The organism is Aquirufa salirivi (genome assembly GCF_045310485.1).
Classification (GTDB): Bacteria; Bacteroidota; Bacteroidia; order Cytophagales; family Spirosomataceae; genus Aquirufa; species Aquirufa salirivi.
This window is the reverse complement of sequence record NZ_JBEWZH010000010.1, coordinates 44,508-67,328: the sequence shown is the minus strand read 5'-3', so window position 1 is coordinate 67,328 and position 22,821 is coordinate 44,508. Positions and strand designations below refer to the sequence as shown.

The 22,821-nt window shown below is 39.6% G+C and carries 29 protein-coding genes; 19 read left to right on the top strand and 10 right to left on the bottom strand.

The window, feature by feature from the left end:
- The first annotated feature begins 33 nt into the window (after positions 1 to 33).
- The 3 genes from rsmG to U0R11_RS12745 are packed head-to-tail and all read left to right on the top strand — an operon-like array spanning position 34 to position 2,417.
- A complete protein-coding gene (gene rsmG, locus U0R11_RS12755; RefSeq protein ID WP_406752102.1) occupies positions 34 to 660 on the top strand; it encodes a 16S rRNA (guanine(527)-N(7))-methyltransferase RsmG in 627 nt (208 codons plus the stop codon).
- A gap of 40 nt (positions 661 to 700) precedes the next feature.
- Positions 701 to 1,687: a glycosyltransferase family 2 protein gene (locus U0R11_RS12750; protein WP_406752100.1), complete on the top strand. Its 987-nt coding sequence runs from the start codon at positions 701 to 703 to the stop codon at positions 1,685 to 1,687.
- 1 nt (position 1,688) lies between these two features.
- Complete coding sequence (locus U0R11_RS12745) at positions 1,689 to 2,417, top strand: DUF5672 family protein (protein WP_406752098.1); 729 nt, start codon at positions 1,689 to 1,691, stop codon at positions 2,415 to 2,417.
- Here U0R11_RS12745 and U0R11_RS12740 read toward each other — a convergent pair.
- Positions 2,414 to 3,274: a sugar phosphate isomerase/epimerase family protein gene (locus U0R11_RS12740; RefSeq protein ID WP_406752096.1), complete on the bottom strand. Its 861-nt coding sequence runs from the start codon at positions 3,272 to 3,274 to the stop codon at positions 2,414 to 2,416. The two genes, U0R11_RS12745 and U0R11_RS12740, sit on opposite strands and share 4 nt — an antisense overlap.
- Before the next feature lie 139 nt (positions 3,275 to 3,413).
- On the opposite strand from U0R11_RS12740, the gene U0R11_RS12735 reads away from it, so the two are divergent.
- The 5 genes from U0R11_RS12735 (at position 3,414) to U0R11_RS12715 (ending at position 5,862) form a co-directional block, all read left to right on the top strand.
- Positions 3,414 to 4,073, top strand: a complete 660-nt coding sequence (locus U0R11_RS12735; RefSeq protein WP_406752094.1) for a hypothetical protein — start codon at positions 3,414 to 3,416, stop codon at positions 4,071 to 4,073.
- A 210-nt stretch (positions 4,074 to 4,283) separates the two neighbouring features.
- Positions 4,284 to 4,571: a type II toxin-antitoxin system TacA family antitoxin gene (locus U0R11_RS12730; RefSeq protein ID WP_406752092.1), complete on the top strand. Its 288-nt coding sequence runs from the start codon at positions 4,284 to 4,286 to the stop codon at positions 4,569 to 4,571.
- Between the two features lie 2 nt (positions 4,572 to 4,573).
- Positions 4,574 to 5,068 carry a GNAT family N-acetyltransferase gene (locus U0R11_RS12725; protein WP_166230736.1) on the top strand — a complete coding sequence of 165 codons (495 nt, stop codon included), beginning with the start codon at positions 4,574 to 4,576 and terminating at the stop codon, positions 5,066 to 5,068.
- Between the two features lie 234 nt (positions 5,069 to 5,302).
- A complete protein-coding gene (locus U0R11_RS12720; protein WP_166230733.1) occupies positions 5,303 to 5,548 on the top strand; it encodes an AbrB/MazE/SpoVT family DNA-binding domain-containing protein in 246 nt (81 codons plus the stop codon).
- The gene (locus U0R11_RS12715) at positions 5,539 to 5,862 is read left to right on the top strand and encodes a type II toxin-antitoxin system PemK/MazF family toxin (protein WP_406752090.1); all 324 of its coding nucleotides are present in this window, start codon (positions 5,539 to 5,541) and stop codon (positions 5,860 to 5,862) included. The genes U0R11_RS12720 and U0R11_RS12715 overlap by 10 nt, the downstream gene beginning before the upstream one ends.
- Positions 5,863 to 5,868: 6 nt before the next feature.
- Here U0R11_RS12715 and U0R11_RS12710 read toward each other — a convergent pair whose 3' ends face one another.
- On the bottom strand, positions 5,869 to 6,237 hold the full coding sequence (locus tag U0R11_RS12710; RefSeq protein ID WP_406752088.1) for a LytR/AlgR family response regulator transcription factor: 369 nt from the start codon (positions 6,235 to 6,237) through the stop codon (positions 5,869 to 5,871).
- 286 nt (positions 6,238 to 6,523) lie between these two features.
- On the opposite strand from U0R11_RS12710, the gene U0R11_RS12705 reads away from it, so the two are divergent.
- Positions 6,524 to 7,495 carry an aldo/keto reductase gene (locus U0R11_RS12705; protein ID WP_406752087.1) on the top strand — a complete coding sequence of 324 codons (972 nt, stop codon included), beginning with the start codon at positions 6,524 to 6,526 and terminating at the stop codon, positions 7,493 to 7,495.
- Here U0R11_RS12705 and U0R11_RS12700 read toward each other — a convergent pair.
- The gene (locus U0R11_RS12700; protein ID WP_406752085.1) at positions 7,476 to 8,195 is read right to left on the bottom strand and encodes a thioredoxin domain-containing protein; all 720 of its coding nucleotides are present in this window, start codon (positions 8,193 to 8,195) and stop codon (positions 7,476 to 7,478) included. The two genes, U0R11_RS12705 and U0R11_RS12700, sit on opposite strands and share 20 nt — an antisense overlap.
- 137 nt (positions 8,196 to 8,332) lie before the next feature.
- On the opposite strand from U0R11_RS12700, the gene eno reads away from it, so the two are divergent.
- Entirely contained in the window at positions 8,333 to 9,610 is a 1,278-nt protein-coding gene (gene eno, locus U0R11_RS12695; RefSeq protein ID WP_406752083.1) for a phosphopyruvate hydratase, read from the top strand.
- Positions 9,611 to 9,614: 4 nt separating this feature from the next.
- Positions 9,615 to 9,932 (top strand): FtsB family cell division protein, encoded by a 318-nt coding sequence (locus U0R11_RS12690; protein ID WP_109321894.1) that lies wholly within the window; start codon positions 9,615 to 9,617, stop codon positions 9,930 to 9,932.
- 160 nt (positions 9,933 to 10,092) lie between these two features.
- Here U0R11_RS12690 and U0R11_RS12685 read toward each other — a convergent pair whose 3' ends face one another.
- From U0R11_RS12685 to U0R11_RS12675, 3 genes are read right to left on the bottom strand one after another with little or no spacing between them, the layout of a single operon-like run.
- The gene (locus tag U0R11_RS12685) at positions 10,093 to 10,752 is read right to left on the bottom strand and encodes an acetyltransferase (protein ID WP_269009706.1); all 660 of its coding nucleotides are present in this window, start codon (positions 10,750 to 10,752) and stop codon (positions 10,093 to 10,095) included.
- Positions 10,753 to 10,806: 54 nt separating this feature from the next.
- Positions 10,807 to 12,327: a 2,3-bisphosphoglycerate-independent phosphoglycerate mutase gene (gene gpmI, locus U0R11_RS12680; RefSeq protein ID WP_406752080.1), complete on the bottom strand. Its 1,521-nt coding sequence runs from the start codon at positions 12,325 to 12,327 to the stop codon at positions 10,807 to 10,809.
- A gap of 51 nt (positions 12,328 to 12,378) precedes the next feature.
- Entirely contained in the window at positions 12,379 to 13,062 is a 684-nt protein-coding gene (locus U0R11_RS12675) for an NAD-dependent epimerase/dehydratase family protein (protein ID WP_406752078.1), read from the bottom strand.
- Between the two features lie 45 nt (positions 13,063 to 13,107).
- Between U0R11_RS12675 and U0R11_RS12670 the strand changes: the two genes are divergently transcribed.
- Positions 13,108 to 13,503, top strand: coding sequence for a Dabb family protein (locus U0R11_RS12670; protein WP_406752076.1), 396 nt, complete (start codon positions 13,108 to 13,110; stop codon positions 13,501 to 13,503).
- Positions 13,504 to 13,526: 23 nt separating this feature from the next.
- The gene (locus U0R11_RS12665) at positions 13,527 to 14,924 is read left to right on the top strand and encodes a Gfo/Idh/MocA family protein (protein ID WP_406752074.1); all 1,398 of its coding nucleotides are present in this window, start codon (positions 13,527 to 13,529) and stop codon (positions 14,922 to 14,924) included.
- 5 nt (positions 14,925 to 14,929) lie between these two features.
- On the opposite strand, the gene U0R11_RS12660 is transcribed toward U0R11_RS12665, so the two are convergent.
- Positions 14,930 to 16,165, bottom strand: a complete 1,236-nt coding sequence (locus U0R11_RS12660; RefSeq protein ID WP_406752072.1) for a DEAD/DEAH box helicase — start codon at positions 16,163 to 16,165, stop codon at positions 14,930 to 14,932.
- A 105-nt stretch (positions 16,166 to 16,270) separates the two neighbouring features.
- Positions 16,271 to 16,942 carry a TVP38/TMEM64 family protein gene (locus U0R11_RS12655; protein ID WP_406752070.1) on the bottom strand — a complete coding sequence of 224 codons (672 nt, stop codon included), beginning with the start codon at positions 16,940 to 16,942 and terminating at the stop codon, positions 16,271 to 16,273.
- 92 nt (positions 16,943 to 17,034) lie between these two features.
- On the opposite strand from U0R11_RS12655, the gene hisH reads away from it, so the two are divergent.
- Genes hisH through U0R11_RS12630 form a run of 5 tightly spaced genes read left to right on the top strand, consistent with a single transcriptional unit; the run spans position 17,035 to position 20,071 of the window.
- Positions 17,035 to 17,622, top strand: a complete 588-nt coding sequence (hisH, locus tag U0R11_RS12650; RefSeq protein WP_406752068.1) for an imidazole glycerol phosphate synthase subunit HisH — start codon at positions 17,035 to 17,037, stop codon at positions 17,620 to 17,622.
- Between the two features lie 3 nt (positions 17,623 to 17,625).
- The gene (gene hisA / locus U0R11_RS12645; RefSeq protein WP_406752200.1) at positions 17,626 to 18,360 is read left to right on the top strand and encodes a 1-(5-phosphoribosyl)-5-[(5-phosphoribosylamino)methylideneamino]imidazole-4-carboxamide isomerase; all 735 of its coding nucleotides are present in this window, start codon (positions 17,626 to 17,628) and stop codon (positions 18,358 to 18,360) included.
- Positions 18,354 to 19,109, top strand: a complete 756-nt coding sequence (gene hisF, locus U0R11_RS12640; RefSeq protein ID WP_406752067.1) for an imidazole glycerol phosphate synthase subunit HisF — start codon at positions 18,354 to 18,356, stop codon at positions 19,107 to 19,109. The genes hisA and hisF overlap by 7 nt, the downstream gene beginning before the upstream one ends.
- A 25-nt stretch (positions 19,110 to 19,134) precedes the next feature.
- Entirely contained in the window at positions 19,135 to 19,731 is a 597-nt protein-coding gene (gene hisIE, locus U0R11_RS12635) for a bifunctional phosphoribosyl-AMP cyclohydrolase/phosphoribosyl-ATP diphosphatase HisIE (RefSeq protein WP_406752065.1), read from the top strand.
- A gap of 1 nt (position 19,732) precedes the next feature.
- Entirely contained in the window at positions 19,733 to 20,071 is a 339-nt protein-coding gene (locus U0R11_RS12630) for a phage holin family protein (RefSeq protein WP_406752063.1), read from the top strand.
- On the opposite strand, the gene U0R11_RS12625 is transcribed toward U0R11_RS12630, so the two are convergent.
- On the bottom strand, positions 20,072 to 20,461 hold the full coding sequence (locus U0R11_RS12625; protein WP_406752061.1) for a hypothetical protein: 390 nt from the start codon (positions 20,459 to 20,461) through the stop codon (positions 20,072 to 20,074).
- Between the two features lie 113 nt (positions 20,462 to 20,574).
- On the opposite strand from U0R11_RS12625, the gene U0R11_RS12620 reads away from it, so the two are divergent.
- Positions 20,575 to 21,681: a glycerate kinase gene (locus tag U0R11_RS12620; RefSeq protein WP_406752059.1), complete on the top strand. Its 1,107-nt coding sequence runs from the start codon at positions 20,575 to 20,577 to the stop codon at positions 21,679 to 21,681.
- Here U0R11_RS12620 and U0R11_RS12615 read toward each other — a convergent pair.
- The gene (locus U0R11_RS12615; RefSeq protein WP_406752058.1) at positions 21,676 to 22,821 is read right to left on the bottom strand and encodes a methionine aminotransferase; all 1,146 of its coding nucleotides are present in this window, start codon (positions 22,819 to 22,821) and stop codon (positions 21,676 to 21,678) included. The two genes, U0R11_RS12620 and U0R11_RS12615, sit on opposite strands and share 6 nt — an antisense overlap.

The window sequence follows — 22,821 nt, the reverse complement described above, 5'->3', positions numbered from 1 at the left end:
GGCATTTACGTATCTTTGCACTTTGAAAAAGAAATGAAAGCCGATATTATTAAAAATTACTTTCCAGAACTGACATCCAAACAATTGGAGCAATTCGAAATGCTCTATCCTTTGTACCAAGAATGGAATGAAAAAATCAATGTCATTTCCAGAAAGGATATCGATAACCTGATGTTACATCATGTGCTTCATTCCTTAGGTATAGCCAAGATTATCAATTTCCGCCCAGGTACTGAAATCTTAGATGTAGGAACAGGTGGGGGCTTTCCGGGCATTCCATTGGCTATTTTATTCCCCCAATGTACGTTTACTTTAGTGGATAGCATTGGTAAAAAAATCAAAGTAGTCGAAGGTGTCGCTTCATCCCTAGGTTTAGAGAATGTAACGGCATTACATACCCGAGTTGAAGATCTGGACCAAGACTTTGAGTTTGTGGTGAGTAGGGCAGTAACTCGCATCACTCCATTTTACTATTGGGTAAACAACAAGATCAGTCCTAACCATTTTCATACCCAAAGAAATGGTATTCTGTATTTAAAAGGAGGAGATCTAACAGAAGAGTTGGCCGAGTTTGGCAAAAAACATAAAGTTTTTGAGTTGGGAGAAATCTTCAACGAAGAATTTTTTGAGACTAAAAAAGTGGTTTACGTACCCATGTAAACAGCGTTAATTCCTTATCTTGAATTTTTAATCTGTTTGAATGCCCCATATTTCAGTTGCTCTTTGTACCTATAACGGCGAAAAATACCTCCCATATCAACTGGAAAGTATAGCTTCACAAACACAGGCTATCCATGAGTTGGTTGTTTTTGACGATGGTTCCAGCGACAAAAGCATCGAAATTCTAGAAGCTTTCAAAGAAAAAGTCTCTTTTAAGGTCCACATTCATCAAAATGAAAAGAATGTAGGAAGTAGTAAAAACTTCGAAATGTGTGTTCAGGCGTGTAGTGGAGACATCCTATTTTTTAGTGATCAGGACGACCTTTGGTTCCCACATAAAGTAGAGACTTTGGTCCGCTACTTCGAACAATATCCCGATAAAGATGCGGTTTTTTCCAATGCCATCATGATCGACCGTGCTGGGAAACCCACCGGAAAAACTAGCTTTGAACAAATTGAATTCATTGAACCATTACAAGAGGCCTGGAGGGCAGGAAATTCCTTTGACATCTTATTGAAAGGTTATGTCGTAACGGGTGCTGCATTAGCCATCCGCTCTCAAGTAAAAAAAGAAGTATTCCCCACTCCCCACATCATTCCTGAGCTCATTCACGATGGTTGGATCGCCTTGTATTTGTCCATGACCAATCGCATCGCTTTTGTCAAAGAGCCTTTGATTCAGTACCGTGAACATGACAGTCAGCAAGTTGGCCTTAAAAGTGAAAAGAAAGCCGTCTCGCTCTTAGACCGCTTCAAGCGTTCTAGAGAAGCTAAATTAGCCCAGATCGAGAAGAAAGCATCAGATTCCGCTGCCTTATATAATTACCTGAAAGCCAGTGGAAAAGCTCCAGAAAATGCCTTGAAAAAAGTAGCCAGTCGGATGTTGCATTACCAGATGCGCGCTAGCTTAGCCAACAACCGATTGCTAAGAATTTGGCCGGTTTTGAAAGGAGTTTTGCAAGGAGGTTATAAATTGCATGACGGAGGCAAGTGGTGGCATCCCGTTTTAGGTGATATTATTGAATAACATGCAAACATTGGTGGGAATCCTTATTCCTATTTATAAAGAAACTATTTCGTCATTGGAACAAAAGTCTTTGCTCCAGTGTAAAAAAATATTAGGCCACTACCCCATTCATTTTGTGCTGCCTGAGGGTTTGAATGCCCCTTATGTACAAGAACATTTTCCAGAGGCCAATTTGGCTTATTTTCCTCCTTCTTTTTTTACCAGTACCAAATCCTACAATCATTTATTGATTGACCCTGCTTTTTATGAGCGATTCGTCCAACATGAGTTTATTCTGATTTACCAATTAGACGCTTATGTATTCCAAGATGATTTGGTGGCTTGGTGCCAAAAAGGCTATGATTATATAGGAGCGCCAAAATTGAAGAAGAAGCATTGGGAAAATAAAGATGCCTTCCAATGGCCCTTGATAGAGCCCATCATGATGAATGGGGGCCTATCCTTACGAAAAGTGGCCCCCATTGTCAAATTTTTAAACTGGTATCATCGGCTATTTGGCACTTGGCCAGCCAATGAAGATTCACTTTTTTCAGTCTACCATAAAAGAGCCTTTCCGCTTCGCTTTTTGCTCAAATTACCTACTTGGAAAGAGGCCTTGGCCTTCGCATTTGAACAAAACCCACAAATCAGCCTTCAGCTTAATGCAGGGAAATTGCCCTTTGGTTGCCATGCTTGGGAAAAATACAATCCTAGCTTTTGGGAACCTTATATGGAAGAAAAAGAATCCTAGTAATTCTTCTTTGCTAAATAATCGCGACTGATTTTTAAGCTTTCAAAAGGATCACGCTTACTCATGTCTTGCTCTACGAACCAGTATTTCAAACCTGCGGCTTTTCTAGCAGCAAAGATGCGGTCAAAATCAATGGTACCGTTTCCTACCTCAGTAAATACTTTAGTTCCTGCTTCCATGTCTTTGACGTGCCAAAGTGGGAAACGACCTGGGTGTTTCTCAAAATAAGCCACTGGATCTATCCCTGCACGACCAAACCAATATAAGTCAGCTTCCATTTTCACCAAGTCAGGCGAAGTATTTTGTAAGATGAAATCATAAGGAATAAAATCTGCCGACTTCACAAATTCAAAGTCGTGGTTATGGTAGGCAAACTGAATACCTGCCGATTTAGTTGCTTCACCCGAACTAGTCAATAAGTTAGGTAGGGCCTTATAATGATCTGTGCTACGCTCATTTGGGAATAAGAAGGCACAAACCATGAACTCTGCGCCTACGTGGTGTAAATCTTCCACGGCCTTTTGCCATCCGTCCGACAAAGTGCCTTTGGATTTGATGGCGATACCTGAGGTATGGTGAGAGCTAACCACTTTTAAGCCCACGCGATCTAGGATGGTTTTAAAATCATGGGCAGTTTTGCCAAAGAAAGTACCATTGTATCCGTAGATTTCTAGGTTTTTATATCCTAGGCCGGCCAATTTCTCCAAGGAACCTTCCAGGTCTTTGGCTACGGCGTCACGGACAGTATATAATTGCACACCCAAAGGCCCTACATAAGGGTTGGCAGCAAGGCTGGAGTGAGCGTATAGACCCGAAACTCCTAAGGCTAAGCCTTTTAAAAATATTCTTCTTTCCATTGTATTAATGTGATAAAATAGATATCCACGAATTTAACTATTCGTAGAAATAAATGAAATGAATTGAGGGAATAAGTTTTTTTGGGGGGGGGGCGATATTTTGAATATTTATTATATTTAGATTCTAAACTAAACAGAATTGCCAAATTTAATATCTAGAAATGATTTTGAACCCGAAACTTTTATAGACTATTACTTTAAGAATAACTTAAATTTTTCATATCAATTTCCAATCAATAATCTAAAAATTTTCAAAGCAATTGACGACGATTATACATATTTAAAATTAACAGATGAGAAAAACGAATTACTTTCTGCAATTCGTTTAAAAGCAACAACTTTTTTTAAAACTGAGTTTTATTGTATTTCTAAGTCTAAATCCATTTTTGAAGGAAAAGGTTATGCTACAATTTTATATGAATATTGTTTCAATAACTTAGACCTTCCAATTATATCTGATAAATATCAGACTAAAAAAGGATCCTCAGATTTATGGTTGAAATTAATAAACAAAAATAGATCTTATAGGATTTATTTATATTATACTAAAACCAACAAATACGTAGAATTATCAAAAGGTTTCAACCAATATATGGTTTGGGGTCAAGATAAACCTAAATTTGACGAAAGTCCGATTAATTATGATAATCCAGGTTTTGAACCTTTTGATTTTAGTATTGATGAATTAGAAGATATAGACTCCATTTACCCAGGTCCTATTAATTTAGAATTAATTTCATTTACCAAAAATAAACAAATCAAAAATCGAATAAATGTACGAATTGTAGTAAAGAGGTGAGTACCACTCAACCAATCAAATATAAATAAACACTTCAACAAACTAATTAAGATCAATAACTAAAGAAATATCATCTAGCTGATTATCTTCTTGATATGCTAGATTGAATCATTCAATCTGACTATTTTGCTATGTAATCAGCAGAATAAATCTATTTAAAACCGTAATTTGTACGTACAATATACGTACATTTAGGAAAAAATGGAAAGAATGAAAAGCAGCGTAAAAGAGCAAAGTCGGTTTGATGCTAGACTTCCCAAAGAACAAAAGCAATTATTTGAAAAAGCCGCAACACTAGGTGGCTACAGAAACCTCAGTGATTTTGTATTTCAATCTGCACAAGAAAAAGCTCAAGAGATCATCCAGCAACAAGAATTGATTCTTGCCAGTGAAAAGGATGCTCAACTATTTTTTGATGCTTTAACGCATGCTAATGAACCCTCAGAAGGTTTGAAAAAGGCCTTGCAAGAATACCAACAATGGACAGCTAAGATTTAATCATGATTGAATTATTAGATTCCAAACATGAACGAGCAGACTTTGATTGCGGAAAAGACTTACTAAACAATTATGTTAAAACACAAGCCTCCCAAGATGTAAAAAGAAAACTAGCCGCATGTTTTGTACTGACTGAACCCTCCTCTAGCCCGATTCAAGGCTTCTATACACTTTCTAATTACAGTATTCCATTACATCATTTCCCCGAGTCCGTCCAAAAGAAACTACCTCCATCCTATTCCTCCATCCCTATTAGTCTCCTAGGAAGATTAGCTGTAGATAAAAAATTCCAAGGAAAAGGTTTAGGTAAAATCTTACTCATTGATGCCCTCAAAAGAAGTTTTAAAGCATCTCTTCAAATGGGGTCATTTGCCGTCGTAGTAGATCCCATCGATTCAGAAGCCCATGTTTTCTATGAACAATTTGGTTTTATTACATTACCTGATAGTGGCAAAATGTTCATTGCCATGAAAACGCTAAAGGAGTTATTCAAATAAGGACAAGCTTTATAATTTTTTCCAAAGGGACTATTAAAAGAGTTTTAATCCGACCAATTATCAACAAACTGTTTATTTTCCTAACAGCTAGATTTTGTCACTTTCAATGCTCAAATTCGAATTAATATAGATGATGTAAATGCTAGTAAGTTTTGATTCATCCTCTGAAAGTTCTAGTTCAATACATTGGAATATTCATTTTTGTAATAACTTTGTAATTACAAATTCATTCATATGAAAATCTCCATCATAGCTATTGGAAACTCAAAAGGCATACGTCTTTCAAAAACAATGCTCGAAAAATATCAAATAGAAGACAGCATTGAACTCATTTTACAGGAAGATTGCATTGTTTTAAAACCTATTCAAAAAGCTAGAAAAGGCTGGACTGAAGCATTCCAACAAATGAGTGAAAACCAAGAAGATCAATTACTGATACCCGATGTATTCGAAGATGAATCCTTAGAAGCATGGAAATAAAGCAATACCAAATCGTGCTTGTCAATCTGGACCCCACCCAAGGAAGTGAAATGAAAAAAACACGTCCCTGTGTTGTTATTTCTCCGAATGAGATGAATCAATATTTGCAGACTATCGTCATAGCACCCATGACCAGTCAAAGCAAAGCTTATCCCACCCGTGTCAAAATCAAGCACCAGGGTACTCCAGGCTGGATCGTATTGGATCAAATCCGCACCATTGATAGAAAGCGTATCATCAAAACAATGGAATTTCTAGAAGTCAATGAAATTGCCCAACTAAAAAAAATAGTACAGGAAACTTTTGTGGATTAAATCGCTTTACGATACTCCCACCAAAGCATGCTTATTACTAAAAAAATCGCGCAAAGGTCTTACTTGGCGACGGGAGATCGAGATGTTGACATCGTTGTTCAACTTAATAATTTTAGCTATTTTTAAATCAACAGACGATATATAGGTTGGATTAACTAAAGCCGATTTGGAAGGGCGAATAAATCCATAATCTTGCAATAGAGTTTCAAAGAATTTCAAAGTCCTACAAGAAAGAACCTTGCGACCATCTTTGAGAAAAATATTGGAATAATTTCCTTCGCCACGAATAAAAAGTATACAACTTGGGCAAACTTTAAAGGTTCCTAAATTTATTAACAACTTCTCGTCGCTAGAAACAGGCTTAACATTTTTCATAAATTGATGGAGATTAATCTAACACAGGGAACATTTACAATGTAAAGCTAGCCAATGTTCTTAAATAAAAATCCACAATTCACGTTATTTGTGTTATTAACGCTTCTAAATAACACGTAGGCCATTTTATTTTAACAATTATTTCACATTTCACAATCTGTTCAAACAGAAATTGTAGATTATTTCGCTCTAAACTTGATTTGTTTACTTGATAAAATAAACCCAAATACTAATTTACAGGTCAAGGAGCTTTGAGAAAATCCTTACCTTTAAGAAAAAAAAGAACATGAAATACAGACGTTTTGGCAAAACAAATTGGCAAATAAGTGAAGTGGGTTATGGTATGTGGGGCCTAGCTGGTTGGACTGGTTCCGACGATAATGAAGTTCAAAAATCCTTAGAATTATCTGTCGAATTAGGCTGTAATTTCTTCGATACAGCATGGGGCTATGGAGAAGGTTTATCTGAACAAATTTTGGGAGCGCTATTAAAAAAGCATGCCGACAAACAGTTATATGCTGCCACTAAAATTCCACCTAAAAACTTCATTTGGCCATCCAAATCACATTTTGAATTAAAGGATTGTTTCCCTGCTCAACACATCATTGAATACACTGAAAAAAGCTTGAAAAACTTGGGTGTGGAGCAAATTGATTTGCAACAATTCCATGTCTGGGAAGACGCTTGGGCGGACAATGATGACTGGAAAGAGGCTGTCCAAAAATTAACACAAGAGGGCAAAGTGAAACATTGGGGAATTTCGGTTAACCGTTGGGAACCCCATAATTGCCTTCGTTCATTAGAAACGAACTTGTTTTCTTCTGTTCAGGTGATATATAACATCTTTGACCAAAACCCAGAAGATCAATTGTTCCCGCTTTGTCAAAAATTAGACATCGGCGTCATCGCTCGTGTACCATTAGATGAAGGAAGCTTAACTGGCTTATTGGACTATACTACTACTTTCCCAGCCGACGATTGGCGTTCCACTTATTTCGTTCCAGAAAATTTAACCTCTAGTGTAGACCATGCAAATGCATTAAAGCCATTAGTTCCAGCGAACATGGACATGCCCGAGATGGCTCTACGCTTTATCTTGTCGAATCCAGATGTAGGGACGATTATTCCAGGAATGAGAAAAATCAAGCACGTGAAAAGTAACATTGGTACTTCTGACGGACAAGGTCTTGCACCAAACCTATTGGAAGAACTAAAACAACACCGTTGGGAAAGACAGCCTACCGAGTGGTCCCAATAGATTGATCAAAGAGCTCTTTTAATTGAGCTTCTTCCCTGAATCCCGATGTTTTTTGGAGCAATTTTCCACCTTGGAAAACCAAAAAGCTCGGGATTTCGTCTATTCCAAAAGATTGTAAAATGGCTTGGTTGCCATCTGCTTCCACTTTCAGTACCGTTACCTTACCTGAATAATCTTGTGTAAGCTTGTCAACAGTTGGCATCATTTTTAAACAAGGAGCGCACCATTTGGCATAAAAATCTACGACAACCGCCTTTTCACTTTGAATCTTCTTCGTAAAATCCGCTAGATCCCAGCCTTTGTCATGTGCTACATCAGGCACCCCTTCCAAAGGTTTCAATTTGGTTGTCCATTTCAAATACCCTCCCTTCAATTCAGTCACTTGAAATCCTTCTTTACGCATTAATTCAGCAGCTTGTGCAGAACGCCCTCCCGAAAGACAATAAATCAATACAGGCTTATCTTTGGACAATTTCTTGATTTGCTCAGCAAAATCGGCAGCACGAAAATCGATATTCAATGCCTTAGGCAAATGGCCTCCACCGAATTCTCCGGAGGTTCGTACATCCAACAAAATGGCAGTAGGGTTCTCTTGAATCTTTTTTTCAAAGACCTCAACTTCGGCAGTCTGGGCATAAGCCTGCCATGAAAAAAGAATAGAAAAGGCGAAAAGAGAAGAAAAAAGGAATTTAGCTTTCATTATTATTTCATTAATTATCAGCGATTTAAGCAGCTGACTTTCGGTAAATCAGTGATTTTATCTAAAAAATACGTTATTTTGCATGGCAATTTAATCAATTACAACGTAATCCATTTATTCACAATAATAATTATACGATGAGTGCAATACAGTACGTTCACGCAAGACAAATTTTAGATTCACGTGGAAATCCCACAATCGAGGTAGACATCAAGACAGAAGATGGCGCTTTCGGTCGTGCAGCCGTTCCTTCTGGAGCCTCAACAGGTATCCATGAAGCTGTGGAATTACGCGATGATGATAAATCTGTTTATGTAGGAAAAGGCGTTTTAAAAGCCGTAGAAAACGTAAACACAACTATCGCAGAGGAATTATGGGGCCTAGAGGTATCTGAGCAGAACATGATCGACCGTTTGATGATCGAATTAGACGGTACACATAACAAAGGTAAATTAGGAGCTAATGCTATTTTAGGTGTTTCAATGGCCGTTGCTAAAGCAGCAGCTCAAGAAGCCGGTCTTCCTCTTTACCGTTATATTGGTGGAGTAAACGCTAACACGCTTCCTGTACCTATGATGAACATCTTAAATGGTGGTTCACACGCAGACAATAGCATCGACTTCCAAGAGTTCATGGTAATGCCCGTTAAGGCAGAAAGTTTCTCACATGCATTACGTATGGGTACAGAGGTTTTCCATGCTTTGAAAGGAGTATTGAAAAGCAAAGGATATTCAACCAACGTAGGTGATGAAGGTGGTTTTGCACCAAACATCAAGTCGAACGAAGAGGCCATTGAAATTGTATTACAATCCATCGAAAAAGCAGGTTACAAACCAGGTGAGGAAATCTTCATCGCTATGGATGCAGCTTCTTCTGAATTCTTTGATGAGAAAACAGGATTGTATACCTTCAAAAAATCTGACGGAAAGCAATTGAACAACATGGAAATGGCTGCTTATTGGGAGACTTGGGTGAACAAATACCCAATCATTTCGATTGAAGATGGTATGGCGGAAGATGATTGGGCAGGTTGGGCTGAGCAAACTAAATTGATCGGTTCTAAATGTCAATTAGTTGGTGACGATTTATTTGTAACCAATGTGAAGCGTTTACAACAAGGTATTGAGCAAGGTGTCGCTAATGCTGTTTTGGTGAAAGTAAACCAAATCGGTTCATTAACTGAAACGATTGATACGGTAAACTTGGCGAAACGTAATTCATACAAAAACATCATGTCACACCGTTCAGGAGAGACAGAAGATGCAACTATTGCTGACTTGGCTGTAGCTTTAAATACAGGTCAAATCAAAACTGGTTCAGCTTCACGTTCTGACCGTATGGCTAAATACAACCAATTGCTTCGTATAGAGGAGGAATTGGGTGCTAACGCCTATTTCCCAGGTTTGAATTTCTAAGATCATGGATCGCGTTAAAGGGCTTTTTCTTGGAAAATATCGCTTCTACGTAATCTCGACTAGCATTATGCTCGTTTGGATGTTCTTTTTAGATACCAATGACCTTCGGGTACAATATCGACTTTGGAACGAACTTAGAGTGATGAAGAATGAGAAAGCTTTTTACCAACAAAAATTAAAAGAACTGGAAAAAGAGCGCCGTATGGTGGTTGGAAATCCAGCCTTGTTGGAAAAATATGCGCGTGAAAAATATTTAATGAAACGACCCAATGAAGATATTTTTGTCATCGTCGATGAGGAAAATAAACCCTTGGAACCCTAACAAAAAAGCTCCCATTTGAAGGGAGCTTTTTTTATGTCTTTTAATTTATCTCAACCTAAATTTCGTTGAATTTGATTATCAATTTCTTGGACAATAAGGTGAAATTTGAATCGTTTTCCACAACGCTGTCAAGGTTTGGAACCTTGCCAGCGTTAGGAAATTAAAACTTCAAATCCTTGCTGGAAATGGTTGATTTCTCTGCCGCATTTCCTTTCCACACACTCCATGGTTCTGTTCTTTGTTTCATGACAGTTGCTCCCATGCTAACAAAGGTTCCTTCTCCAATCACGGAGCTGTCGCGGATAGTCGCATTAACCCCAAAGAAACAATAGTCGTTCACTTGGCAATTACCAGAAAGCACTACTTGTGATGTAAAAAAAACGTGGTTACCAATCCGACTATGATGACCAATGTGATTCCCAGACCATAAGACACAGTTGTTACCAATCTGCACATAAGGCTGTATGGTATTATCCTCTAAAATAAAGCAGTTTTCTCCAATTTTATCCGTCAAAACGGTGGCATGAGAACTGATATATGAAATGTACTTATAGCCTTTCTCTAAACCTTGCTCATAAACCCTAGCCCGAACTTGGTTCATCCCAGTCGCCGTCATTGGTGCAAAAAACAAATAGTCCGAAGGAGGGAATTGTTGTTCCACCGTTTCAAATGGAACCAAAGGCAATCCATGAAACTCAGGCTCTTTGATATACTGTTCCTCCACAGTGAAACCAGCTACTTCATGTTCACTATCGTTCTGCAAATAATATAAAGCTAATTCCGCTGACTGTGTATTTCCAAAAATGATAACCTTTCCCATATATTCAATCGATCCAATGATACAAACACAAAACGTAAATGTGACAGAAAATATTTAAAATAAAGCTCCTCCTGTCATTTCTTTAGGTTGTTCTACCCCCATTAACTTTAAGATGGTGGGTGCAATATCTCCTAATTTACCGTTCGACAAGGTTGGATGATCATGGGCATCTACTAAAATACATGGTACTAAATTGGTGGAGTGAGCCGTATTAGGTGATCCATCTTCATTAATCATAACATCTGCATTACCATGGTCAGCAATAATAATGAAGCTATATCCATGAGCTAAACCAGCTTTCACTACTGCCTCCGCACATTGGTCTACAGTTTCTACCGCTTTTACTACAGCTGGGAAAACTCCTGTATGACCGACCATATCAGGATTAGCAAAATTCAAACACACAAAATCCACTTCTTCTTTCTCCAATTCTGGTATCAAAGCATCACGTAAATCCGCAGCAGACATTTCGGGCTGTAAGTCATAAGTCGCCACCTTGGGAGAACTTCTTAAGATATTTGTTTGACCCACAAAAGGTGTCTCGCGACCTCCTGAAAAGAAGAAGGTTACGTGCGGATACTTTTCGGTTTCTGCGATACGAATCTGCTTTTTACCAGCTCCTTCTAACACCTCACCCAAAGTCATTGGTAGGTTAGAATCATTGAATATAACATGTACGTTATTAAACTCTTTGTCGTACTCTGTCATCGTCAAATAATACAAATTCAAGCGGTGCATGTTTTCCTCATGGAAATCCTTCTGCGTCAAAGCTTGAGTTATTTCTCGTCCACGGTCAGTGCGGAAATTGAAACAAATAACCACATCTCCTTCCGCTATTTTAGCTAATGGCGTTCCATTGGCATCTGTTGCAATAATGGGCTTAATAAATTCATCCGTTACATCAGCCGCATAACTATCCTTAATGGACTGAATCACATCATGTGTCAAATGACCTTCTGCATCCACCATGGCATGGTAAGCCAATGCCACACGCTCCCAACGGTTATCGCGATCCATAGCAAAATAACGGCCAGTCACCGAAGCAACATGAGCACCCGTTTTATCGCAATGTTGAACTAAATCCGTCATGAACTTCAAGCCAGATTTGGGGTCTGTATCGCGTCCATCAGTAAATGCATGAACAAAAACCTTTGGCAATTGCGCCTCTTGTGCCGTGCTCAACAATGATTTTAAATGCTCAATATGGGCATGAACACCGCCATCAGATACAAGACCCATGAAATGTACTGCCTTGCCTTCTTTTTTGGCATAGTCAAAAGCTTTCGCTAATTCAGGCTCTTGCCCTAGCGTATTTTCCGTCACTGCCTTATTAATCCTTACCAGATTTTGGTAGACAATACGACCAGCCCCTAAATTCATGTGGCCTACTTCTGAGTTTCCCATTTGACCCTCTGGAAGACCAACAGCTAAACCAGATGCCTCTAATTTGGAATGAGGGTATTGGGTATATAAGGAATTAACAAAGGGGGTATTGGCTGCATCAATAGCCGAAACCTTTGGGTTGGTAGCAATGCCCCAACCATCTAATATCATCAGTACAACTTTCTTATTCACGGTATTACATTTATTTCCTATAAAATTAGCCAAATTCAGGGAAAATATTGGCTATTCTTCTTCGAGAACTTTTGATAAATGAACAATATCTGCCACTTCTATGGCGCTTTTGTCATAACCTTGAATTGTAACAGCAATCATAGCTTGTCCTAGCTCCTTCAAGGTACATACCATGTTCGGTGCTGCCCAACGCAAAAATGGGTACATCCAATTGATGTATTTATAAAACGGTAAAGCATGTTGCAAACCTGGCGTAGGATGTATCATCCCTGGTCGAAAGGCAAAAGCAGCCTTAAAATTCAATTTTCTAAGGTCATTTTCTGTCTTTCCTTTGACCCTCGCCCACATCAAAGTCCCCTTTTCCGTTTCATCCGTACTTTTGCCCGAAACATATACAAAGGTTAGTTGCGGATTATTTTTTTCTAAAGATTTGGCAAAGCCTAATGTCAAGTCGTATGTCAACTTAGTATATGCTGCTTCATTTTTACCAATAGACGTTACTCCTAAGCAGAAATAACAGGCATCATAGCCCTTGACTTGCTCTACTAGATCACCCGTTTGAAAAAAATCATTCAAAATAATCTCTTTTAATTTGGGATGAGATTTACCTGAAGGGCGGCGACTAATGACCAATACTTCTTCCACATGAGGTGAAAGTAGACATTCGTGCATGACACCCTCTCCCACCATACCGGTAACCCCCGTTACGATTACTTTGATTTTTGAATTTTTCATGGTAGAATTGAATTATGATAATCGAGTTTAAATTTAAATGAACACATGAACAATCGTCGCGAATTTTTACAACAATCTGGACTTTTAGCTGCTGGTTCGGCACTAACAGGTTCTGCAGCTACTCCTTCTATGAACTTCATCCATCACGTATTGTTTTGGGCTAAAAACCCAAACAACGAGGTCGAAAAAACCCAACTGTTTAATGCCCTCAAATCTCTTGGAGGCCTTCCTATGATTCAAACTGCCCATGTTGGCAAACCCATCATTACGGATTTCGATAAATCTGTCACCGAGGGAAGTTATACTTTTTCGGTGGTATTGACTTTTGCTGATGCTGAAAAAGAAAAAGAATATTTATACCATCCTTTGCACAAGAAGTTCATTGATGACAACAAACACCTTTGGGGGAAAGTTCAAGTAATTGACTCTCAAGCTATTTAATTTGACCTATAACCTATCAAACTATGAATAATAATCGAAGAGATTTCCTCAAATTGAGTGGATTAGCCGCATTAGGCGGGTCTGCCAAATGGGAAATCAAAGACTTAGCTACCAGCATGCGAGTAGAGCAAGGCAAACAAGCTTTTAACATGTCGGGCTACGCTGCCCCTAAAATTGAAACAGTCCGCATCGGATTTATTGGTCTAGGAAACCGCGGTTCAGGAGCTATCACACGCGTTAATCGCATAGATGGAGTGAAGACTGTCGCTGTTTGTGATATTCGCAAAGAAAGAACAGACGCCGCCCTCAATGCCCTAGGTAAAATGGGTATTCAACCCATCGTGTATACCGAAAAAGAGGAAGCATGGAAAGCCATGTGCGACCGTCCTGATATCGATTTAATCTACATTGCTACTCCTTGGCATTTACATACTCCTATGGCCGTTTATGCCATGAAACAAGGAAAACATGTGGCCGTAGAAGTGCCGGCAGCCACTACCTTAGAAGAATGCTGGCAATTAGTGGAGACTTCAGAGAAGACCAAAAAGCATTGTATGATGCTGGAAAACTGTTGCTATGACTTCTTTGAATTATTGACGCTCAACATGGCTCGTCAAGGTTATTTCGGAGAAATTATTCATGCAGAAGGAGCCTATTTACATGATTTATTAGATCATAATTTTACCCAAAGTACCTATTACCAAAGCTGGCGTTTGAAAGAAAACCTACGCGATGGTAATTTATATCCGACACATGGTTTAGGACCAATTTGTCAATTATTAGATATCAATAGAGGGGATCAAATGGATTATTTGGTATCTACTTCGACCCATGATTTTTCCATGCACGCACGTGCGGTGGAATTGGCAGCGAAAGATCCTTTCTACCAACAGTTTACCAATAAGAGTTTCCGTGGAAACATGAATACCACCACCATCCGCACCTTAAAAGGTAAAACGATGATGGTACAACATGACGTTTCTACTCCACGCCCATATTCCCGCATTCACTTATTGAGTGGGACCAAAGGCATGGCAGTAAAATATCCAGATGCTAAAATTTCGGATCATCACCACAACTGGATTTCGGCAGCAGATATGGCTGAATTGGAGAAAAAATATGCTCCCCCCATTGTAGCCAAGATTGGTGAATTAGCCAAGCAAATTGGAGGACATGGTGGAATGGACTTTATGATGGATTGGCGCTTGATTGATTGCTTGCGCAATGGATTACCTTTGGATCAAAATGTCTACGATGCAGCTTCTTGGAGTGCAATAGGACCATTGAGTGAAATGTCCGTTAAAAACCGATCTCGCTCCATGAATGTCCCTGATTTTACACGAGGCAGTTGGAAGTCCAATACACCCGTTGACATCACCTTAGCTCAAGGAGGAACGACTGGAGTAAAAGCACAGAAATAGGGTTTCTATTTCTTTTTTCCCCAGAACTTCTTGCCTCCCTTTTTGGGACCAGAAAAATTTCGCCCCTTATCGCCGGCCTTTTGTAAGGCTGGCTCATAAGCGGGGCCAGCTCCAAATTCTTCCGGAATGGGTGATTTAGTGACTTCTTTTTCTAGTAGTTTTTCAATAGTAGCAAATTTCCGCTGTTCAGCAGGGCTGATAAGTGTATAAGCTGTACCTTGACTTTCTGCTCTAGCGGTACGACCAATGCGGTGGATGTAATCTTCTCCATCGTTGGGCACATCGTAATTGATGACTAATTCGATTTCGTCGATATCAATACCCCGACTTAAAATATCAGTAGCCACCAAAATAGTCGTCTTTTTATTTCTAAAATCTTGTAATACCTGCTCACGAACATCCTGTTCCAAGTCTGAGTGAATTTCTTCTACTTTAAATTTGGCTCTTTTTAAATCCGTAGTCAACGTTTTCACATTTTGCTTTCGAGAACAAAATATAATCACCCGACTATAGTCCTTCAAACGAAGTAAATGCTTGATTAAAGGGGATTTTTGTTCTTCAAATACGACAAAAGCCTCTTGAACAATTTGCTCAGGGGGTTTCGAAACTGCAATATTAATTTCAACAGGATTCTTCAATAGTTTTCTAGCCAATTCTCGCATTTTATGCGGCATAGTAGCTGAAAATAAGAGATTTTGACGCTCTGGACTTAAAAAAGACGTGATTTTGATTAAATCATCTTGGAATCCCATATCCAGCATTCGGTCTGCTTCATCCAGCACGAGGTATTTTACCTCTTTGAGATTGACATAACCCATATTTAAGTGGGCAATCATTCTGCCAGGAGTACAAACAACAATATCACAACCACTGGTTAATGCAGTCTTTTCTGTTGTAAAAGATTGACCATCTCCACCACCATATACGGCAATGCAAGATACATTGGTAAAATACCCTAGACCTTCCATGTTATCCGCAATTTGTATTGCCAATTCACGGGTAGGAACGATAATTAAAGCATTGATTTTGTTTTCAACATGTGGTTCTGTGATAATTTTATTCACAATAGGCAGCAAAAATGCGGCCGTTTTACCTGTACCAGTTTGTGCTGAAGCAATAATATCTCGCCCTTCCAAAATCGGTTTAATAACTTGCGATTGAACGGGGGTAGCGGTCTTGTAGCCCATGGAATCAATTCCTGCTAAAAGGCTGTCGGCCAGACCTAATTCTTTAAATGTCAAAATAGAATAATTAAAATGATGCCGCTTCCTAAGATGGAATTGGAAAGGCAAATTTACGCCTTAAATCTCACATTTCTTTCTTTTTAAGAAAGCAGACCCTACAGACTAGGCTTTGACCTGCCTTTTGGCTAAGAAATACATCCCAAGCCCGGAAAAAATCAATAATATGACACTAGCTCCATCTTGCCAAGAAAAAGATTCCGGATGATGCAACAGGTATTCCCAACTCTTAGCTTGAGTCCCTGTCCAAACAGCCAGCGCTGTACGGGGTAACATGCCAATCATGCCTGCCAAACAAAAATCCAAGAAACTAACGCCTAAAAAGGACATCATGGCATTCGTGATGGCAAAAGGAAATATGGGCGACAGTCGGGCCAGAAAAACCCAAGAAAATGATTGTGCCTGAACATTGGACAAAAACTGAGCTCCTTTTTTCGTGCGTTTAATCCAACGAATCATCGCTTGACCTTTCCAGAGTTTAGCCATGCCAAAACCCAAGATGGAAGCTAAGCTATAGGCAACAATCAATGGCCAAATACCTTGAAAGCCCCAAATATAACCCACAAACAAAGCCAGAAAGGTCGTGGGACATAGCGCTAAACCCATCACAAATACCGTGGCAACCCAAAAAAACACTTGCTGGCTAAAACTCAAATGTAGAAAAAAGCTCGGATTGGAAACGGCCAAATAACCCAAAGCAAGACTTGAAATAAAGGGTAGTAAACCCATCCACAGCAAGTAAGCAATTTCAAAAAAGAGTTTTTTCCGGAAGCGCATGTGGAGAGTGATAGAACATCAAAGATAGGGGAATTTCATAATCCAGCCTATTTGCCTACCTTTGCAAGGCTATTTACCCAGAAAGAAAGCCCATGGAAATTGCCATCGTTAAATACAATGCAGGGAATGTTGCCTCCGTGATGTACGCACTCGATCGAATTGGAGTGCCATATACTTGGACAGACGATGAGTCCGTGCTACGTCAGGCAGATAAAATAATCTTTCCTGGAGTGGGTGAGGCCAGTACAGCGATGGCTCATTTGAAAGAAAAAGGACTTGACCTGCTTATCCCTCAATTAAAGCAACCTGTTTTGGCCACCTGCATTGGTATGCAATTGCTATGTAAGCATTCAGAAGAAAATGATACTACCTGCATGGGTGTATTTGATGTGGAAGTTAAACGCTTTCAATCCAATGAGTTAAAAATCCCGCATGTTGGATGGAATTCCATCCAAGCAAATCAAGATAATCCTTTGATGGAAGGCCTAAAAAAAGAAGAGTTTGTCTACTTTGTACACTCCTTTTATGTGCCGGTAAATCCTTTGACAACGGCCGTTTGTGACTATGTACAGCCGTTTTCTGCCATGCTTCATCAAGACAATTTTTATGCTGCCCAATTCCACGCAGAAATCAGTGGAATGGCTGGCCAACGAATTATTGAAAATTTTCTCGCTTTATAAATGATGTTCCAACTTATTCCAGCCATTGATTTAATAGGAGGCCAATGTGTACGCTTGACACAGGGTGATTATGCCCAGAAAAAAGTATACCATTCCGACCCTTTGGAGATTGCGAAAGAATTTGAGGGAGCCGGAATCCAGCGATTGCATTTGGTGGATTTAGACGGAGCAAAAGCCAAAAAAATCGTCAATGCGCATGTATTGGAAAGAATTGCGCATGGAACCAATCTACACATAGATTTTGGAGGAGGAGTACAGTCCGACGAAATGATTGATATCGCATTTTCTGCCGGAGCCAAACAAATTACCGCAGGAAGTATTGCCGTTCGACAACCCGAATTAGTCAGAGCTTGGTTAAAAAAATATGGTGCAGATAAAATCATTTTAGGAGCTGATGCCCATAACGAGCAAATTGCTGTGTCGGGCTGGCAGGAAAATTCCAACATCTCCATTTATGATTTCTTGAAAGATTATTGTGCCTCTGGAGTCAAATATGTGATTTCGACCGATGTGGCCAAAGATGGACTTTTACAAGGACCGAGTTTTGATTTATACGAAAAAATTCAAGCACAAGAACCAGAATTGCAACTTATTGCGAGTGGTGGCGTGGCTTGTTTAGATGATTTATACCGACTGCGCGACATGAACATTTTTGGCGTGATTGTTGGAAAAGCCTTTTATGAAGGACGAATTAGTTTAGCTGAATTAGCCACCTTTGCCAAAGAATCTGCATGTTAACCAAAAGAATCATTCCTTGCTTGGACATCAAAGATGGGAGAACCGTTAAGGGGACCAACTTTGTGGATTTACGTGATGCGGGAGATCCCGTAGAATTGGGAGCCTTATATGCACAAGAAGGGGCTGATGAATTGGTGTTTTTGGATATCACGGCTACGGTAGACGACCGAAAAACCTTAGTTAATTTGGTTCGAGAAGTTGCTAGACATGTCAATATCCCATTCACCGTAGGAGGAGGAATATCTTCTATTCAAGATGTTTCAGCCTTGTTAAATGCAGGAGCTGATAAAGTATCCATCAATTCTTCAGCGGTTAGAAATCCGGATTTAATAGATGAATTAGCCTTACAATTTGGATCACAATGCATTATTGCGGCCATTGATACCCGTTGGATAGACGGAACAGATTGGGTACATACCCATGGAGGAAGAAAAATTACGGAAATTCAAACCATTCCTTGGGCCAAAGAAGTAGAAAATAGAGGAGCAGGGGAAATCCTATTGACCAGCATGGATGCAGATGGCACCAAAGCTGGTTTTGCCAATGCCTTAACATCCACTATTTCATCAAATTCTTCCATACCCATCATTGCCTCAGGCGGAGCGGGTAGCATGGAGCATTTTTATGAAGTATTTACCGAAGGAAAAGCCGATGCTGGCTTAGCGGCTAGTATTTTTCACTTCAAAGAAATAGCCATTTTAGATTTAAAGAATTACCTAGCCAGCAAAGGAATTCCGATGCGTATTTAATAAATTCACAAGAATTTTTGATAAAATGAACTCAAGCCCCGATTTTTCTAAAGGATTACTACCTGCTGTTATTCAGGATGCCTCGACATTGCAAGTATTAATGCTTGGATATATGAACGAGGAAGCCTATTTAAAAACACAGGCCGAGAATATTGTTACTTTTTATTCCCGCTCAAAGGAGCGTTTATGGACAAAAGGTGAAACTTCTGGCAATTTCTTTCATGTCAAAAACATCTTATTGGATTGCGACCAAGATACCTTGTTAATCCAAGTAGATCCCGTTGGACCGGCTTGCCATACTGGTGCAGATACCTGCTTCAATACCTCCAATCAAGACAATGCCGCTTGGTTGGATTATTTAAAACACATCATTCGTTCAAGAAAAGGTGCTTCTGCAGACACGTCCTATACTGCATCTCTATTCCAAAAAGGCACAAATAAAGTCGCGCAAAAAGTAGGTGAAGAAGCGGTGGAATTGGTGATTGAAGCCATGTCTGATAATGATGAACTATTCAAAGGAGAAGCCGCCGATTTAGTTTTTCACTTATTGGTATTGCTTGAAGACCGGGGAATTGGATTAGAAGAAATTGTCAAATTATTGCAACAAAGACACGCCAAATAACATGATTGGATTCATCATTCGTTACATCATCATAGCAGGAGTGATATTAATCATTCCTCGGTATTTAAAAGGGATAGTGGTGGAGGGATTCACTACGGCACTGCTCGTGGCATTGGTCATGGGATTCCTAAACTCCTTTGTTAAGCCCTTCCTACACATCATCAGTTTCCCTATCACCTTCATGACATTGGGTTTATTTTCCTTGGTGATTAATGTGGCAATAGTCTACTTAACGGAACTTTATGTTCCTGGATTTCAGGTGAGCGGTTTTGTGGCTCCTTTGATCTTCAGCCTTCTGGTAAGTTTCGCGAGTACCGTGGTGGGTTGGTTCACCAAATAATCAAGGCAAACCGTTTTGAAAGGTGATTTCTGTAGCCAATCCTATGGCACTGAATCGGAAAGCCATGCAATAAGCTTGTGAAGGATTGATGATTTTATCACAATGTGGCCCTTTTTCTAAGAAATACACGTAGTATTCTTGATTTCGATCTGCCAACTGTTGGATATCGGGTTTGCCTAATATATCCTCAATGTCGTTGGAGCTCACTCCTTTTAAATTTTCTTTATGTGACTTTAGCCAGGCGACTTGTGACATTCTAATTCCTTGACAGCCAGCTTCATCTTGTACAAATTTTTCTACGTCAAAACCCCTTAAATCGGGCTGTTTGGTACAGGATGTCGATAACCCCAAAAGTACTAAAAAGCTGAAATAACGAAATGATGAAGACATAGGGCTCGATTTGAAAAACCAAAAATACAGAAAGGAATCCCGAGGAGAAAGCTATAGGGAATAATTTCATGGATTTAGGCAAATTGTTGGTAAATTCAAATCAAATTCTAGTGATGCGCGTACTACTTTGTCCCGATAAATTTAAAGATTCCCTTACCGCTGCCGAAGTCTGTGATGCTTTAGCCCAAGGGATTAAAAAGTCCCATCCGGAGGCTGTCATACAATCATTGCCCTTGGCTGATGGAGGGGAAGGTACCTTGGATGTTATTCGAGGAATATTCGGGGGAGATTGGGTGAAGGTATTGGTAAAAGACCCCCTTTTTAGGCCGAAAGAAGCCCCCTATTTATGGATAAAGGAAGATCGACATGCCTTCATCGAAATGTCGCGAGCATCTGGAATCGAATTACTTACAAATGAGGAGCGAAATCCGGCATTAACGAGCACTTTTGGTACGGGTGAACTCATTCTAGATGCCTTAAATCAAGGAGCAAAACGAATCACATTAACGGTTGGTGGATCTGCTACCAATGATGCTGGAATGGGAATGGCAGCAGCTTTGGGCTTTCGTTTCTTAGATGAACAAGGCTATGAATTAGCGGCCAAAGGTGAAAATTTGGCACATATCCGTCAAATCATTCCTAGTCCAATAGAAGCGAAACTAAGGGAAATCCAGTTTCAAGTTGCCACCGATGTACGCAATGTGCTGCATGGGCCACAGGGTGCTGCCCATGTTTTTGCCAAACAAAAAGGAGCAGATGACGAAATGATTAGACAATTAGATAATGGCTTAATTAATATATCGACATTCTTCCCCAATATAGAAATTTCCCAAAGCCCCGGAGCAGGAGCAGCAGGTGGATTAGGGGCCGGAGCGATGTTCTTCCTCCAAGCTAGCATACATTTGGCTTCAGAATGGATATTGGATTTAGTTTCATTCGATCAGCATGCTACACAAGCCGACGTCATCATCAGTGGTGAGGGAAAAATCGATGTACAATCTTGGGAAGGTAAATTAATCTCAACAGTCATTCAACACAGCCAAGCACTTCAAAAACCCATTTTACTGGTTTGTGGGGGACTACAAGATGTAAACAAAATACCTACATCCATGCAGCATATTCCGGTTTATCCCATTTTGGTTCCACCGATGAGTTTAGAGGAGGCAATTAGCCAAGCGGCATCACATTTGAGAAGGATTGGGGAAAATATAATGCTATAATTGAACCAGTCGGTGTGCCGCTTCCAATAAAACCTCATCTGATTTGGCAAAGCAAAAGCGTAAGATGGTATCTCCGGGTGCTTTTTCATAAAATACCGAAATGGGAATGGAGGCTACTTTGATTTCTTTGGTCAGCCTTTCTGCCAAATCCACATCCTTTTCATCACTAATTTCTCGATAATCCATGCATTGGAAAAAACTCCCATGACTGGGTAATAATTTCCATTTACTACCCTCAAAAGCTGAGGCAAATAAATCCCGCTTTCTTTGGTAAAAATTCGAAAGACCTAAATAATGATCTGGTTCTTTTAAATAGTCCGACAAAGCATGCTGCAAAGGGGTGGCACTGGAAAAAGTCACCCATTGATGCAATTTTTGAAACTCTTTAGTTAAATATTCAGGAGCTAAACAATAGCCAATCTTCCAACCCGTAATGTGATAGGTTTTTCCAAAAGAGCCACAAACAAAACTCCGTTGACGTAACTCTGGATGGAGTAGTACCGAATAATGCTTTTTTCCATCAAAAACGATGTGTTCATACACCTCATCTGATATAATCAGGATATTAGTTCCCTTCACTATTTCGGCCAAAGCATCTAGATCATTCTCCGTCCAAATTGAGCCTGTAGGATTATGTGGACTATTCACCATGATAGCCCGGGTTTTAGGAGTAATGGAACGAGCTAACCCTTCCCAATCTATCTGAAAGCCATTTTGGGCATCCATGGATAAATGAATGGGGATTCCACCCGCCAATCGAACTGCTGGGTCATAGGCATCATAACTTGGGTCAAACATGATGACTTCATCTCCCGGGAACACACAACAATGAATGGCGCAGAACAAAGCCTCGGTAGCACCCGAAACAACTGTTACTTCTTTGTTAGCATCGATATCAATTCCATAAAAAAGACAGGTTTTATCGGCAATACTTTGCTTAAAAACGGGTACGCCAGCCATAGGAGCGTATTGATTATGGCCTTTGGAATAAAAAGCCAATAGAGCCTGAAGTTCCTCAGAACAATCAAACCCAGGAAAACCTTGAGACAAGTTCAAAGCCCCATGTTCAGCCGCTAAAGCCGACATTCTTGTAAAAATAGTGGTTTGAACTTGCGCTTGTTTGGAAGGAAAACGAATCAT

What these genes read in the sequence shown, in the direction of transcription:
- U0R11_RS12630 (WP_406752063.1), top strand. Translation starts at nt 19,733, where the DNA reads ATGATTGGATTCATCATTCGTTACATCATCATAGCAGGAGTGATATTA.
- hisIE (WP_406752065.1), top strand. Translation starts at nt 19,135, where the DNA reads ATGAACTCAAGCCCCGATTTTTCTAAAGGATTACTACCTGCTGTTATT.
- hisH (WP_406752068.1), top strand. Translation starts at nt 17,035, where the DNA reads ATGGAAATTGCCATCGTTAAATACAATGCAGGGAATGTTGCCTCCGTG.
- U0R11_RS12720 (WP_166230733.1), top strand. Translation starts at nt 5,303, where the DNA reads ATGAAAATCTCCATCATAGCTATTGGAAACTCAAAAGGCATACGTCTT.
- U0R11_RS12625 (WP_406752061.1), bottom strand. Translation starts at nt 20,461, where the DNA reads ATGTCTTCATCATTTCGTTATTTCAGCTTTTTAGTACTTTTGGGGTTA.
- U0R11_RS12615 (WP_406752058.1), bottom strand. Translation starts at nt 22,821, where the DNA reads ATGATTCGTTTTCCTTCCAAACAAGCGCAAGTTCAAACCACTATTTTT.
- hisA (WP_406752200.1), top strand. Translation starts at nt 17,626, where the DNA reads ATGTTCCAACTTATTCCAGCCATTGATTTAATAGGAGGCCAATGTGTA.
- U0R11_RS12690 (WP_109321894.1), top strand. Translation starts at nt 9,615, where the DNA reads ATGGATCGCGTTAAAGGGCTTTTTCTTGGAAAATATCGCTTCTACGTA.
- U0R11_RS12730 (WP_406752092.1), top strand. Translation starts at nt 4,284, where the DNA reads ATGAAAAGCAGCGTAAAAGAGCAAAGTCGGTTTGATGCTAGACTTCCC.
- U0R11_RS12665 (WP_406752074.1), top strand. Translation starts at nt 13,527, where the DNA reads ATGAATAATAATCGAAGAGATTTCCTCAAATTGAGTGGATTAGCCGCA.
- eno (WP_406752083.1), top strand. Translation starts at nt 8,333, where the DNA reads ATGAGTGCAATACAGTACGTTCACGCAAGACAAATTTTAGATTCACGT.
- U0R11_RS12705 (WP_406752087.1), top strand. Translation starts at nt 6,524, where the DNA reads ATGAAATACAGACGTTTTGGCAAAACAAATTGGCAAATAAGTGAAGTG.
- U0R11_RS12725 (WP_166230736.1), top strand. Translation starts at nt 4,574, where the DNA reads ATGATTGAATTATTAGATTCCAAACATGAACGAGCAGACTTTGATTGC.
- hisF (WP_406752067.1), top strand. Translation starts at nt 18,354, where the DNA reads ATGTTAACCAAAAGAATCATTCCTTGCTTGGACATCAAAGATGGGAGA.
- U0R11_RS12620 (WP_406752059.1), top strand. Translation starts at nt 20,575, where the DNA reads ATGCGCGTACTACTTTGTCCCGATAAATTTAAAGATTCCCTTACCGCT.
- U0R11_RS12655 (WP_406752070.1), bottom strand. Translation starts at nt 16,942, where the DNA reads ATGCGCTTCCGGAAAAAACTCTTTTTTGAAATTGCTTACTTGCTGTGG.
- U0R11_RS12750 (WP_406752100.1), top strand. Translation starts at nt 701, where the DNA reads ATGCCCCATATTTCAGTTGCTCTTTGTACCTATAACGGCGAAAAATAC.
- U0R11_RS12715 (WP_406752090.1), top strand. Translation starts at nt 5,539, where the DNA reads ATGGAAATAAAGCAATACCAAATCGTGCTTGTCAATCTGGACCCCACC.
- U0R11_RS12685 (WP_269009706.1), bottom strand. Translation starts at nt 10,752, where the DNA reads ATGGGAAAGGTTATCATTTTTGGAAATACACAGTCAGCGGAATTAGCT.
- U0R11_RS12675 (WP_406752078.1), bottom strand. Translation starts at nt 13,062, where the DNA reads ATGAAAAATTCAAAAATCAAAGTAATCGTAACGGGGGTTACCGGTATG.
- U0R11_RS12745 (WP_406752098.1), top strand. Translation starts at nt 1,689, where the DNA reads ATGCAAACATTGGTGGGAATCCTTATTCCTATTTATAAAGAAACTATT.
- U0R11_RS12710 (WP_406752088.1), bottom strand. Translation starts at nt 6,237, where the DNA reads ATGAAAAATGTTAAGCCTGTTTCTAGCGACGAGAAGTTGTTAATAAAT.
- U0R11_RS12700 (WP_406752085.1), bottom strand. Translation starts at nt 8,195, where the DNA reads ATGAAAGCTAAATTCCTTTTTTCTTCTCTTTTCGCCTTTTCTATTCTT.
- U0R11_RS12740 (WP_406752096.1), bottom strand. Translation starts at nt 3,274, where the DNA reads ATGGAAAGAAGAATATTTTTAAAAGGCTTAGCCTTAGGAGTTTCGGGT.
- U0R11_RS12670 (WP_406752076.1), top strand. Translation starts at nt 13,108, where the DNA reads ATGAACAATCGTCGCGAATTTTTACAACAATCTGGACTTTTAGCTGCT.
- rsmG (WP_406752102.1), top strand. Translation starts at nt 34, where the DNA reads ATGAAAGCCGATATTATTAAAAATTACTTTCCAGAACTGACATCCAAA.